The organism is Micromonospora citrea (assembly GCF_049629545.1).
In the GTDB taxonomy this organism is placed as follows: Bacteria; Actinomycetota; Actinomycetes; order Mycobacteriales; family Micromonosporaceae; genus Micromonospora; species Micromonospora citrea_A.
The window spans coordinates 124135-136232 of sequence record NZ_JBNADX010000012.1 but is presented as its reverse complement, the minus strand read 5'-3'; the positions used below and the strand labels follow the sequence as shown (position 1 = coordinate 136232).

Sequence of the window (12098 nt, the reverse complement as noted above, 5' to 3'; positions counted from 1 at the left end):
GACACCCGCCGGCCCCGGGGACGCGGGGCCGGCGGGGTCGCTCAGCCGGCCAGTCCGTTGGCCTCCCGGATCACGGTGACCAGCTCGTCGATGATCCCGGTCAACGCGAAGTCCTTCGGGGTGAAGACCCGGGCCACCCCGGCGGCCCGCAACGCGTCGGCGTCCCCGGCCGGGATGATGCCGCCGACCACCACCGGCAGGTCACCCCGCCCGGCGGCGCGCAGCCCGTCCAGCACCGCCGGTACGGCGGCCAGGTGCGAGCCGGAGAGCACCGAGAGGCCGACCAGGTCGACGTCCTCCTCGACGGCGGCGGCCACGATCTGCCCGGCGGTCAGCCGGATGCCCTGGTAGACCACCTCGAAGCCGGCGTCGCGGGCGCGTACCGCGATCTGCTCGGCGCCGTTGGAGTGCCCGTCCAGGCCCGGCTTGCCGACCAGCAGCCGCAGCCGGCCGCTGCCCAGCTCCCGGGCGGTGGCGGCGACCCGCTCGCGGACCGCGCCCAGGGTGGCGTCGCCGCCGGCCCCGGCCGCGCCGGCCAGCCCGGTCGGCGCCCGGTACTCGCCGAAGACCTGGCGCAGCGCGCCGGCCCACTCGCCGGTGGTCACCCCGGCCCGCACGCACTGCAGCGTCGCGTCCATCAGGTTCGTCGTGGTCGCGGCGTCCGCGCGGAGCCGGGCCAGCGCGGCGTCCACCGCCGCCGCGTCCCGACCGGCCCGCCATTCGCGTACGGACGCGGTGGCGGCCGCCTCGACGGCGGGATCGACCTGCTCGACGGCCTCGGCGCCGGCCGCGGTCAGCGGCGACGACTCGGTCTCGGTGAACCGGTTGACGCCGACCACCACATCGGCGCCGGACTCGATCCGGCGACGCCGGTCGGCGAGCGAGGCGACCAGCGCGCTCTTGAGGTAGCCGGTCTCCACGGCGGCGACCACGCCGCCCATCTCCAGCACCTTCTCCAGCTCGATCCGTGCTCCGGTGACGATCCCGTCGACCAGCGCGGTCATCACGTGCGAGCCCTCGAAGAGGTCCGGGTACTCCAGCAGGTCCGACTCGTACGCGAGCACCTGCTGCATCCGCAGCGACCACTGCTGGTCCCACGGGCGGGGCAGGCCGAGCGCCTCGTTCCAGGCGGGCAGCTGCACGGCGCGGGCCCGGGCGTCCCGGGAGAACGTGACGCCGAGCATCTCCAACACGATGCGCTGGATGTTGTTCTCCGGCTGGGCCTCGGTCAGCCCGAGCGAGTTGACCTGGACGCCGTAGCGGAACCGGCGCTGCTTCGGGTTCTCGACCCCGTAGCGTTCGCGGGTGATCTCGTCCCAGAGGGCGCCGAAGGCGCGCATCTTGGCGATCTCCTCGACGAAGCGCACCCCGGCGTTGACGAAGAAGGAGATCCGCGCGACGACGTCGCCCATCCGCTCGGCGGGCACCTGGCCGGAGTCGCGCACCGCGTCGAGCACGGCGACCGCGGTGGCCAGGGCGAAGCCGACCTCCTGCACCGGCGTCGCGCCGGCCTCCTGCAGGTGGTACGAGCAGATGTTAACCGGGTTCCACTTCGGCATCTCGCCCAGGGTGTACGCGATGACGTCGGCGGTGAGCCGCAGCGACGCCGCCGGCGGGAAGATGTACGTCCCCCGGGACAGGTACTCCTTGATGATGTCGTTCTGCGTGGTGCCCGCGCAGCGGGACAGCTCGGCGCCCTGCTCGGCGGCGACCGTGCCGTAGAGCCCGAGCAGCCACATCGCCGGCGCGTTGATGGTCATGGAGGTGTTCATCTCGGCGAGCGGGATGCCGTCGAAGAGGGCCCGCATGTCGCCGAGGTGCGCCACCGGCACGCCGACCCGGCCGACCTCGCCGGCGGCGAGTTCGTGGTCCGGGTCGTACCCGGTCTGGGTGGGCAGGTCGAAGGCGACCGAGAGCCCGGTCTGCCCCTTGCCCAGGTTGCGGCGGAAGAGCGCGTTGGTGGCCGCGGCCGAGGAGTGGCCGGCGTAGGTGCGCATCACCCAGGGGCGGTCGCGTTCGGGCAGCCGGCCGGGGAGAGCCTTCTCATCCATGGCCGGAGTTTAAGTTACCGTTCAGTAAAACGGGCTGTGGAAAACCACACAGGTCCATGGAGCGGACCACCGGGTACGCGGGGCGCGACATGGCCGACACCACCACACCCCCGGCAGCCGGCCGGCCCCGACGGGTCGCACACTTGACGTCATGGATGACCAGCTCGCGATCTCCGTACGGGGACTGCGCAAGGCGTACGGCGACAACGTCGCGGTGGCGGGAGTGGATCTCGACGTCCACCGGGGCGAGGTGTTCGCCCTGCTCGGCCCGAACGGCGCGGGCAAGACCACGACGGTGGAGATCCTGGAGGGCTACCGGCAGCGCGACGCCGGCGAGGTACGCGTGCTCGGCAGCGACCCGGCCCACCCGGACCCGCGCCACCGCTCCCGGGTCGGCATCGTGCTGCAGGGCACCGGCGAGTTCGACGAGCTGACCGTCGCCGAGGTGGTCCGGCACTTCTCCGGCTTCTACGCCGACGCCGACGACCCGGACAAGGTCGTCGAGCGGGTCGGGCTGGCCGGCAAGGCGACCGCCCGTACCCACACCCTTTCCGGCGGGCAGAAGCGCCGCCTGGACGTGGCGCTGGGCATCATCGGCCGTCCGGAGCTGCTCTTCCTCGACGAGCCGACCACCGGTTTCGACCCGGAGGCCCGGCGCGAGTTCTGGGAGCTGATCCGCGACCTGGCCGCCGCCGGCACCACCATCGTGCTCACCACCCACTACCTGGACGAGGCGGAGGCCCTCGCCGACCGGGTCGGGGTGATCGCCGCCGGCCGGCTGGTCGAGGTGGCCCCGCCGAACCGGCTCGGCAACCGGCAGGAGGCGCTGGCGACGGTCTCCTGGCGTACCCCCGACGGGACGCCGGAGACCGCGCAGAGCGCGACGCCGACGGCGCTGGTGGCGGAACTGGCCGCGCGCTTCGGCGGCGAGGTCCCCGGACTCACGGTGACCCGGCCCACCCTGGAAGACGTCTACCTGAAGATGATCGGACACTGATGACCACCACCTCGAAGCCCGCGATCCCGGTCGCCGCCGTGCCCGCCCGGCGGCTGGGCGGGGGCGCCCTCGCCCTGCGGCAGGGCTGGCTGGAGATCACCCAGTTCCTGCGCAGCCGGGAGTCCGTCGTCTTCACGATGGGCTTCCCGATCATCATGATCCTGATCTTCGCGGCGATCTTCAGCGACGAGATCGCCCCCGGGGTCAGCTACACCCAGTACTTCATCACCGGCATGATCGCGACCGGCCTGATGACGGTGAGCTTCCAGAACCTCGGCATCTGGATCCCGATCGAGCGGGACCGGGGCGTGCTCAAGCGCTACCGGGGCACCCCGATGCCGAAGTGGGTCTGGTTCGCCGGCAAGGTGATCATGGTGGTGGCGATCGGGATCGCCGAGACCGCGCTGCTGCTCGCCGTCTCGGTGGCCCTGTTCGACCTCGACCTGCCCGGCACCGCCGGCAAGTGGCTCACCTTCGGCTGGGTCTCCGTGCTGGGCGTGACCGCCTGCACCCTCTGCGGCATCGCCATCTCGTCGCTGGCCCGCACCGCCCGCAGCGGCTCCGCCGTGGTGACGCCGGTGGCGCTGGTGCTCCAGTTCATCTCCGGCGTGTTCTTCGTCTTCACCAGCCTGCCCAGCTGGATGCAGCAGGTCGCGGCCCTGTTCCCGCTGAAGTGGATGTGCCAGGGGCTGCGCGCCGTCTTCCTGCCCGAGAGCTTCGGCGCCCGGGAGCCGGGCGGCTCGTTCGAGCTGGGCCGGGTCGCCCTGGTGCTCGCCCTGTGGTGCGTGATCGGCCTGGTGCTGTGCCTCACCACCTTCCGGTGGACCACCAAGCGCGACGGCTGAGGACCGCCGGACGTGACGGGGCCGGACGCCTGCGCGTCCGGCCCCTCGTCTTCTTGATCCACTCCGTTGCGGCGAAGCCGTGGCATCACCGGCCCGGGGACACCACCGTTTCGGCGACACGGAGTCGATCAGGCTCAGTACTGGTAGAAGCCCTGGCCGGTCTTGCGGCCCAGGTCACCGGCGGTGGCCATGCGCTGGAGCAGCTCCGGCGGGAAGAACTTCGAGTCCGCGGTGTCGGTGTAGATGTTGCGGGTGGCGTTGAGCAGCACGTCCACGCCGGTCAGGTCGACCGTGGCCAGCGGGCCCATGGCGTGGCCGAAGCCGAGCTTGCACGCCGTGTCCAGGTCCTCGGCGGAGACCACGCCGGACTCGACCAGCGCGACCGCCTCCATGGCGAGGGCGCAGATCAGCCGGGTGGTGACGAAGCCGGCGATGTCCCGGTTGACCACCACGACGGTCTTGCCGATCCCCTCGGCGAACGCCTTCGCCGTCGCGATCGTCTCGTCGCTGGTCTTGTAGCCGCGTACCAGCTCGCAGAGCTTCATCATCGGCACCGGCGAGAAGAAGTGCGTGCCGACGACCGCCTCCGGCCGCTCGGTGACCGTGGCGATCTGGGTGACCGGGATGGCCGAGGTGTTGGTGGCGAGCACCGCGTCGGACTTGCAGATCTTGTCGAGCACGCGGAACACCTCGTGCTTGATCTCGATCTTCTCGAAGACCGCCTCGACGACGATGTCCGCGTCGGCCGCCGCCTCCAGGTCCGTGGTGGTGCTGATCCGCCCCAGGGTGGCGTCGACCTCGGCCGGGTCGATCTTCCCCTTCTCGGCGAACTTCTCCAGCGACTTCCGGATGCCGTCGACGCCGCGCCTGGTGGCCGCGTCGTCCAGGTCCCGCAGCGTCACCTGCCAGCCCGCCTGCGCCGCCACCTGGGCGATACCCGAACCCATCAGCCCGGCACCGACGACCGCGAGTCGACCCGCCATCTGCTTCTCCCTCGCTGCGATTGAGTGTCTGACTGCACCCTAGTGGGCGAGCCTGAACGAGGGCTAAGGCACCGGCGGCACTCCATTCTTCTCGCCCTTTGCGGCGTGTCGCGGTATCCCAGGGCCGAGATGCCGCGACACGCCGCAAACGACGGCGGCGTCCACCACCGGCGGGAACGCGACGGGGCGTTCAGATGGTCAGGTCCGGGGCCTGCGGGGCGGTGCCCCGTTCGACCTCCACACCGAGCGCCCGCAGGTCGCCCGCGAAGTCCGGGTACCCCCGGTCGACGTGGTGCACGTGGGAGACCTCGGTGACCCCGTCCGCGCAGAGACCGGCGATGATCAGCCCCGCGCCGGCCCGGATGTCGGTGGCCCGCACCGGCGCCCCGGAGAGCCGGTCGCGCCCCCGGACCACCGCGTGGTGTCCGTCGGTCTTGATGTCCGCGCCGAGGCGCATCATCTCGTTGGCGAACATGAACCGGCCGTCGAAGATGTTCTCGGTGATCAGCGAGGCCCCGTCGCTCACCGCGGCCAGCCCGATCGCCATCGGCAGCAGGTCGGTGGCGAAGCCGGGGTACGGCAGGGTCACCACGTCCACGGCCGAGGGACGGTCGTCGGCACGTACCCGGAAGGCGTCGCCCCGGGTCTCCACCAGCGCGCCGGCCGAGACCAGCTTGTCCAGCGCCACCTCCAGGAACGCCGGGTCGATGCCGGTGACCGTGACGTCCCCCCGGGTCATCGCCGCGCCGAACGCCCACGTCCCGGCGACGATCCGGTCCCCCACCGTGGCGTGCCGCACCGGGTGCAGCCCGGGCACCCCGACGATGCGCAGCATCGAGCTGCCGGCGCCGGAGATCCGCGCACCCATCTGGTTGAGCATGGTGCAGATGTCGACGATCTCCGGCTCCCGGGCGGCGTTGTCGATGACCGTCACGCCCCGGGCCAGCACCGCCGCCATCACCAGGTTCTCGGTGGCCCCGACACTCGGGAAGTCCAGCACGATCTCCGCGCCGTGCAGCCCCTCCGGGGCGGCGGCGATGACGAAGCCGTGCTCGCCGGAGATGTCCGCGCCCATCCGGGCCAGCCCGGCGATGTGCATGTCCAGGCCCCGGGAACCGATCGCGTCACCACCCGGGTGGGCCACCCGGACGTAACCCCGGCGGGCCAGCAGCGGGCCGAGCACGCAGATCGACGCGCGCAGCCGCCGGACCAGGTCGTAGTCGGCCTCGGTGCCCGGCCGCTCCGGCACGTCGATGACGACCGAGCGGGACCGGGCCGTCCCACCGTCGACCGCCATCGGGTCGACCGGGTCGTCCGCCTCGAAGCGCACCTCGCAGCCGAGACGGCGCAGCACCTCACCCATGATCGCGATGTCGGTGATCCGGGGGACGTTGGTGATCACGGTGCGTCCGGGGGCCAGCAGCGCCGCCGCCATCAGCTTCAACGCCGAGTTCTTCGCGCCCACCACGTGCACCGTGCCGGCCAGCCGGGCGTCGCCCGCCACCCGGATGACGTCGACGTCGCTGACCGCCGGGTCACCGGCGTCGCCGGGCCCCACCCGGGCGGGCCACCCGGCCGCGGGGTCCGGCCGCGCCGGGATCGTCAGGTCCGGTATCCGTAGGCTGTGCGTCATGGCCGTCCACCTCACGCGCATCTACACCAAGGCCGGCGACGCCGGCATGACCAGGCTGAGCAACAACGAGCAGGTGCCGAAGACCGATCCGCGCATCGCCGCGTACGCGGATGTCGACGAGTGCAACGCCGCGATCGGCGTGGCGCTCGCGCTGGGACAGCTCGACGACGAGCTGCGGGCGGTGCTGAGCTCGATCCAGAACGACATGTTCGACGTGGGCGCCGACCTGGCCACCCCCGTCGAGCCCGACCCGAAGTACCCGCCGCTGCGGGTCACCGAGGAGTACGTCGAACGTCTCGAGGGCTGGTGCGACGAGTACAACGCGCGCCTTGGCAAGCTCGACTCCTTCATCCTCCCCGGCGGCACCGCTGGCGCGGCGCTGCTGCACGTGGCACGGACGATCGCCCGGCGCGCCGAGCGGGCGGCCTGGGCACTGGTCGCTCACGATCCGGATCGCACCAACTCCCTTCCGGCAAAGTATCTCAACCGCCTCTCCGATCTGCTGTTCATCCTGTCAAGGTCGGCAAATCCGAACGGGGATGTGCTATGGGTGCCGGGCGGCAAGCGCTGAGCGTCGGCGCGCTGCACCACGTCGAGCTCTGGGTACCCGATCTCGACGCCGCCACCACGAGCTGGGGCTGGCTCCTCGGCGAGCTGGGCTGGACGCCGGTCCGTCCGCCGCGGTGGACCGGCTGGTGGCGGCCGCGCCGACGTACGGCTGGACGCTGCTCTTCCCCGACCGCCACCCGCACGCCGGCGGCCCCGGCACCTACGCCGCCTACCTCACCGACAACCAGGGCTACGAGGTAGAACTCGTCGCATCCCCCGAGGCGTAACGGTGCAAGGTTAAGAGCGTGACACGCGGCAGGGCATGAGGAGTTCGGGGAAGCCCGCCCGCGCAGGGATCAAGCCTGACCGCCCGGAGCGGGTGGGCTCCCCCGAACTCCGGAGCGCAGAGCGGGCGTCAGGCAGCCGGCCAGTCCTGGGACGCCAGACGCGGCGAGGCCGCCCCGGGTGGGGCGGCCTCGAGCCAGGAGAGGAACCCGGTGACCGTGGAGCGCGCCATGGCGATCTCGACGGGCGCGTGCTGACTGGTACACCGGAGGATCACCCAGTCGGCGGGCATGGAGAAGCGTTCCTGCCCCTCGGGCAGCCGGCGCCGCTCCACGATCAACTCCTTGCGGGAGAGCACCCGCTTGGGGCGTAGGGCGAAGCTGAACAGCCGGTACCACCGGAGCTCGTCGCCGACGAAGCGGCCGAAGCCGGGGGACCAGCCGCGACCGTCGAGGACCGTGGTGACCCGTACGCCGAGCCGGATGATGCCCCCGCTACGGGTGACCACCGCCCGCCGGGCGAAAAGGATCAGGATTGCGGCGAGAACCACCGCGATGCCGATTCCGATCCCTTCCACGATCTCCATCGGCGGGTCGGCTCAGCGCGCCGGAGTGGCCGGGGTGGCGCTCTCGGCGAGGACGGTGACGCCCTCACCGGTCACCGACAGGAAGCCGCCGGCGACGTCGTAGGCGACCTGCTCCCCGCCGGCCTGCTTGATGCGGACCTGGCTGGGCTCCGCGAGCTGGCCGAGCAGGGGCGCGTGCCCCGGCAGCACACCCAGCTCACCCTCGGTCGTCCGGGCGACGACCATCTCGGCCTCGCCGGACCAGACCTTCTCCTCGACGGCTACGAGCTCGACGTGAAGCTGCTGTGCCACGCTGTCTCCTTGCTGCGGCGGCGGATTGTCGAAAGTCTAGTCCCGCCGCCGTGGCCGACCCAACGCGGGTGGCGAGACCTGCGCCACCGCGGGCGCGACACGCCGGCGCGGGCCGGCACGGCGCCGGCCCGCTCGGGACGTGGTGGTCACTTGTTCCGGTTACGGAACTCCGGATGCTCCAGCAGGAAGGCGTCGAGCTGCTCGTTACGCAGGGCGGTGAAGAAGTCCTCGGCGACGGGCAGCAGCCGCTCCCCCCGGTACGCCGAACCGGTGCCGATCCCCTCCCCCGGCAGCTTGATCAGCTCGACGTTCTCCGCCCGGACGCCCTTGAGGGCGATGGCGAAGTCGACGACGCTGTTGCCCCGGCCGTTGAAGGTCAGCGACTGCCCGGCGGCCCGGACCACCCGGTCCAGCTTGATCGGGTTGCTCACCACGTCGGCACTGAACGCCTGCTTGACCATCGCCTTGACGAACTGCTGCTGGTGGCGCTGGCGACCGTAGTCGCCGTCCGGGACGCCGTTCTTCGGGTAGCGCTGCCGGACGTAGTCCAGCGCCTGCCAGCCGCTCAGGTGCTGGGTGCCCTTCTTGTACTCCGCCTGCGGACCGATGTAGCCCTCGCCGTACGGGTTGCCCTTGCGGTGCTTCCCGTCCGGCTCGCGGTGCTCGGACTTGACGTCCCGCTCGATGTACATGTCGACGCCGCCCATCGCGTCGACGATCTTCTGGAAGCCGGTGAAGTTGATGATCGCGCCGGCGTCGAAGCGCTCGATCCCGGTCACCTGCTGCACCGTCTTGGCGAGCAGCTCGAAGCCCTGCGCGACGCTCGGGTTCTGCCCCTGCACGATGCTGCCGTGCGACATGGCCCCGTTGAGCTTGCCGCTGCCGCCGCCGTAGTTGGCCTTGTCGAACTTCGGGATGTCGACGTAGAGGTCGCGCGGCATGGAGAAGAGGTACGCCCGGTCCATCGACTCCGGCACGTGCAGCACCATGATCGAGTCGGCCAGCGGCGGGGTCTCCGGCTTGCGCGGGTCGACCCCGACCAGCAGGATGTTCAACGGGCCCTTGATGTCGCTCTTGCGCTCCTGCGCCCCGGCCGCCTGGTCACCGAAGAGGTCGGCCTTGCCGACCGCGCCCTCGTACCGGGCCAGCAGCGCCTCGGAGCCGACCAGCACGGCGCCGCTGAGCAACATGAGCACGGCCCCGAAGAGGGTGCACACGCGGGCCCACCGCGGCACGCCCGCCCACACGGACGGTTTGCCACCGCCCTTGCCGGCCTTACCCACGGGCATCTCCATTCGTCGTCACACCCACGACTCAGAGACGGGCGGACGGAGCCGAAACGTTGCACGGGATCGACATCCGTTCGTGGACGCCGCGCACGAAACGGTACCCCGCCGAAGTGGGAATCGCTCGCCCGGGAACCGGACGCCGGGCACCAACCGGCAACGGAACGGCCGAAGGCCACCCCGGGCATCGCCGGGGTGGCCTTCGCGGGTGTGGTGGAGGTCTCAGCCCTCCGCCATCAGCTCCTTCGCCTTCTTCTCCAGGTCGTCCAGACCGCCGCACATGAAGAACGCCTGCTCGGGGAAGTGGTCGTACTCGCCCTCGCTGATCTTCCGGAACGCCTCGATGGTCTCCGCGATCGGGACCGTGGAGCCCGGCACGCCGGTGAACTGCTCGGCGGCGTACGTGTTCTGCGACAGGAAGCGCTCGATCCGCCGGGCCCGGCCGACGGTGAGCTTGTCCTCCTCGGAGAGCTCCTCGATACCCAGGATGGCGATGATGTCCTGCAGGTCCTTGTACTTCTGCAGGATCCGCTTCACCTCGGTGGCGACCGCGAAGTGCTCGGCGCCGACGAACTCCGGGGCGAGGATCCGGGACGAGGACGCCAGCGGGTCCACGGCCGGGTAGATGCCCTTGTCGGAGATCGACCGCTCCAGGTTGGTGGTCGCGTCCAGGTGGGCGAACGTGGTGGCCGGCGCCGGGTCGGTGTAGTCGTCGGCGGGCACGTAGATCGCCTGCATCGAGGTGATGGCCTGGCCCCGGACGGAGGTGATCCGCTCCTGGAGCTCGCCCATCTCGTCGGCCAGGGTCGGCTGGTAACCCACGGCGCTCGGCATCCGGCCGAGCAGGGTGGAGACCTCGGAACCGGCCTGCGTGAAGCGGAAGATGTTGTCGATGAAGAGCAGCACCTCCTGCTTCTTCACGTCGCGGAAGTACTCCGCCATGGTCAGCGCGGAGAGGGCGACCCGCAGCCGGGTGCCCGGCGGCTCGTCCATCTGGCCGTAGACCAGCGCGGTCTTGTCGATGACGCCGGACTCGGTCATCTCGGCGATGAGGTCGTTGCCCTCACGGGTCCGCTCCCCCACACCGGCGAAGACCGAGGTACCACCGAAGTTCCGGGCCACCCGGGTGATCATCTCCTGGATGAGCACCGTCTTGCCCACGCCCGCGCCGCCGAACAGGCCGATCTTGCCGCCCTTGACGTACGGGGCGAGCAGGTCGATGACCTTGATGCCGGTCTCCAGCATCTCGGTCTTCGGCTCCAGGTCCGCGAAGGCCGGGGCCTTGCGGTGGATACCCCAGTGGTCGTCCGGGGTGAGCGTCTCGCCCTCGGTCAGGTTCAGGCACTCGCCGATCGCGTTGAACACGTGACCCTTGACCGCGTCGCCCACCGGCACGGTGATCGGCGAGCCGGTGTCGCGCACCTCGGTGCCGCGGACCAGGCCGTCGGTCGGCTGCATCGAGATGGCGCGGACCATGTTGTCACCCAGGTGCTGGGCGACCTCCAGGGTCAGCGTCTTCTCACCGCCGGACAGGTTCACGTCGACGTGCAGGGCGTTGAACAGGGCCGGCATGGCGTCGCGCGGGAACTCGGCGTCGACGACCGGGCCGATGACCCGGACCACGCGACCCGTGGCCGTCTTGGTCTCTACTGGGGCAGTCATCACACTTCACTTCCCGACGCGGCGAGCGCGTTCGCGCCGCCGACGATCTCGCTGATCTCCTGGGTGATCCCGGCCTGGCGGGCCGAGTTCATCTCACGCGTGTACTTCTCGATCATCTCTTCGGCGTTGTCGGTGGCGCTCTTCATCGCCCGCCGCCGGGCCGCCGACTCGCTCGCCGCCGACTCCAACAACGCCGCGTAGATCCGCGTGTTGATGTACCTCGGCAGCAGCGCGTCGAGCAGCGCCTCCGCCTCCGGCTCGAACTCGTACGCCGGCAGCAGACCCTCGGACCGCGGACGGTCCTCGACCTGCATCGGGCCAATGATCTTGGTGACCGGGTTCTGGGTCATCAGGCTGTGGAACTCGGTGTAGACGATGTGCAGCTCGTCGATCCCGAGCACACCGTCCGCCCCGGCGTCGCCGTCCACGTCGTCCGCGCCGGCCGTGAACGCCTTGATCAGCGTCCCGCCCACCTCACGCGCGGCCTCGAAGGTCGGCTGCTCCGAGAAGCCCGTCCAGTTCGCCGCCATCTCCCGGTTGCGGAACCGGTAGAAGGAGACGCCCTTGCGCCCGATCACGTAGAGCACCGGGTCCTTGCCGTCGGCCTTGAGCCGGGCGATCAGCGACTCGGCCGTCCTGATCGCGTTGGAGCTGTAACCGCCGGCCAGACCGCGGTCGGCGGTGACGAGCAGGACACCCGCCCGCTGCACCCGCTCGCGCGGGGTGAGCAGCGGGTGGTCGATCCGGGCGTTCGAGGCCAGCGCCGTGAGCACGCCGGTGATGGCCTGGGCGTACGGCAGCGACGCCTCCACCCGGGCCTGGGCCTTGGCGATGCGGCTCGTCGCCACGAGCTCCATCGCCTTGGTGATCTTCTTCATCCCCTTCGCCGAGCGGATCCGTTGACGAAGAACGCGTACCTGGGCCGCCATG

The 12098-nt window shown here is 71.0% G+C and carries 11 protein-coding genes and 1 pseudogene; 4 read left to right on the top strand and 8 right to left on the bottom strand.

Annotation, left to right across the window (positions count from 1 at the left end; all coding sequences use genetic code 11):
* Positions 1–41 precede the first annotated feature (41 nt).
* Positions 42–2051, bottom strand: coding sequence for a protein meaA (locus ACPFP2_RS15510; RefSeq protein ID WP_424089861.1), 2010 nt, complete (start codon positions 2049–2051; stop codon positions 42–44).
* 151 nt (positions 2052–2202) lie between these two features.
* Between ACPFP2_RS15510 and ACPFP2_RS15505 the strand changes: the two genes are divergently transcribed.
* Both ACPFP2_RS15505 and ACPFP2_RS15500 read left to right on the top strand, forming a co-directional pair.
* Positions 2203–3048: an ABC transporter ATP-binding protein gene (locus tag ACPFP2_RS15505; protein ID WP_424089860.1), complete on the top strand. Its 846-nt coding sequence runs from the start codon at positions 2203–2205 to the stop codon at positions 3046–3048.
* Positions 3048–3893: an ABC transporter permease gene (locus ACPFP2_RS15500; RefSeq protein WP_424089859.1), complete on the top strand. Its 846-nt coding sequence runs from the start codon at positions 3048–3050 to the stop codon at positions 3891–3893. Before ACPFP2_RS15505 ends, ACPFP2_RS15500 begins: the two co-directional genes overlap by 1 nt.
* Positions 3894–4027: 134 nt before the next feature.
* Here ACPFP2_RS15500 and ACPFP2_RS15495 read toward each other — a convergent pair whose 3' ends face one another.
* Positions 4028–4876, bottom strand: coding sequence for a 3-hydroxyacyl-CoA dehydrogenase family protein (locus ACPFP2_RS15495; RefSeq protein ID WP_424089858.1), 849 nt, complete (start codon positions 4874–4876; stop codon positions 4028–4030).
* 190 nt (positions 4877–5066) lie between these two features.
* Positions 5067–6509, bottom strand: coding sequence for a UDP-N-acetylglucosamine 1-carboxyvinyltransferase (gene murA, locus ACPFP2_RS15490; protein WP_424089857.1), 1443 nt, complete (start codon positions 6507–6509; stop codon positions 5067–5069).
* Between murA and ACPFP2_RS15485 the strand changes: the two genes are divergently transcribed.
* Positions 6508–7080 carry a cob(I)yrinic acid a,c-diamide adenosyltransferase gene (locus ACPFP2_RS15485; RefSeq protein ID WP_424089856.1) on the top strand — a complete coding sequence of 191 codons (573 nt, stop codon included), beginning with the start codon at positions 6508–6510 and terminating at the stop codon, positions 7078–7080. The two genes, murA and ACPFP2_RS15485, sit on opposite strands and share 2 nt — an antisense overlap.
* Positions 7056–7345 (top strand): annotated as a pseudogene (locus tag ACPFP2_RS15480) (hypothetical protein). Before ACPFP2_RS15485 ends, ACPFP2_RS15480 begins: the two are co-directional and overlap by 25 nt.
* A 128-nt stretch (positions 7346–7473) precedes the next feature.
* Here ACPFP2_RS15480 and ACPFP2_RS15475 read toward each other — a convergent pair.
* From ACPFP2_RS15475 to ACPFP2_RS15455, 5 genes are all read right to left on the bottom strand, one after another.
* Entirely contained in the window at positions 7474–7929 is a 456-nt protein-coding gene (locus ACPFP2_RS15475) for a DUF2550 domain-containing protein (protein ID WP_424089855.1), read from the bottom strand.
* A gap of 12 nt (positions 7930–7941) precedes the next feature.
* Positions 7942–8220 carry a F0F1 ATP synthase subunit epsilon gene (locus tag ACPFP2_RS15470; protein ID WP_088975797.1) on the bottom strand — a complete coding sequence of 93 codons (279 nt, stop codon included), beginning with the start codon at positions 8218–8220 and terminating at the stop codon, positions 7942–7944.
* Positions 8221–8366: 146 nt separating this feature from the next.
* Complete coding sequence (locus tag ACPFP2_RS15465) at positions 8367–9509, bottom strand: LCP family protein (protein WP_424089854.1); 1143 nt, start codon at positions 9507–9509, stop codon at positions 8367–8369.
* Positions 9510–9728: 219 nt separating this feature from the next.
* Entirely contained in the window at positions 9729–11168 is a 1440-nt protein-coding gene (gene atpD, locus ACPFP2_RS15460) for a F0F1 ATP synthase subunit beta (RefSeq protein ID WP_424089853.1), read from the bottom strand.
* On the bottom strand, positions 11168–12097 hold the full coding sequence (locus ACPFP2_RS15455) for a F0F1 ATP synthase subunit gamma (protein WP_424089852.1): 930 nt from the start codon (positions 12095–12097) through the stop codon (positions 11168–11170). The genes atpD and ACPFP2_RS15455 overlap by 1 nt, the downstream gene beginning before the upstream one ends.
* Between the last annotated feature and the right edge of the window lies 1 nt (position 12098).

Excerpts from the sequence above, each read along its gene's own strand:
- murA (WP_424089857.1), bottom strand. The coding sequence starts at position 6,509 with ATGACGCACAGCCTACGGATACCGGACCTGACGATCCCGGCGCGGCCG.
- ACPFP2_RS15500 (WP_424089859.1), top strand. The coding sequence starts at position 3,048 with ATGACCACCACCTCGAAGCCCGCGATCCCGGTCGCCGCCGTGCCCGCC.
- ACPFP2_RS15485 (WP_424089856.1), top strand. The coding sequence starts at position 6,508 with ATGGCCGTCCACCTCACGCGCATCTACACCAAGGCCGGCGACGCCGGC.
- ACPFP2_RS15510 (WP_424089861.1), bottom strand. The coding sequence starts at position 2,051 with ATGGATGAGAAGGCTCTCCCCGGCCGGCTGCCCGAACGCGACCGCCCC.
- ACPFP2_RS15475 (WP_424089855.1), bottom strand. The coding sequence starts at position 7,929 with ATGGAGATCGTGGAAGGGATCGGAATCGGCATCGCGGTGGTTCTCGCC.
- ACPFP2_RS15465 (WP_424089854.1), bottom strand. The coding sequence starts at position 9,509 with ATGCCCGTGGGTAAGGCCGGCAAGGGCGGTGGCAAACCGTCCGTGTGG.
- ACPFP2_RS15495 (WP_424089858.1), bottom strand. The coding sequence starts at position 4,876 with ATGGCGGGTCGACTCGCGGTCGTCGGTGCCGGGCTGATGGGTTCGGGT.
- ACPFP2_RS15505 (WP_424089860.1), top strand. The coding sequence starts at position 2,203 with ATGGATGACCAGCTCGCGATCTCCGTACGGGGACTGCGCAAGGCGTAC.
- ACPFP2_RS15455 (WP_424089852.1), bottom strand. The coding sequence starts at position 12,097 with ATGGCGGCCCAGGTACGCGTTCTTCGTCAACGGATCCGCTCGGCGAAG.
- atpD (WP_424089853.1), bottom strand. The coding sequence starts at position 11,168 with ATGACTGCCCCAGTAGAGACCAAGACGGCCACGGGTCGCGTGGTCCGG.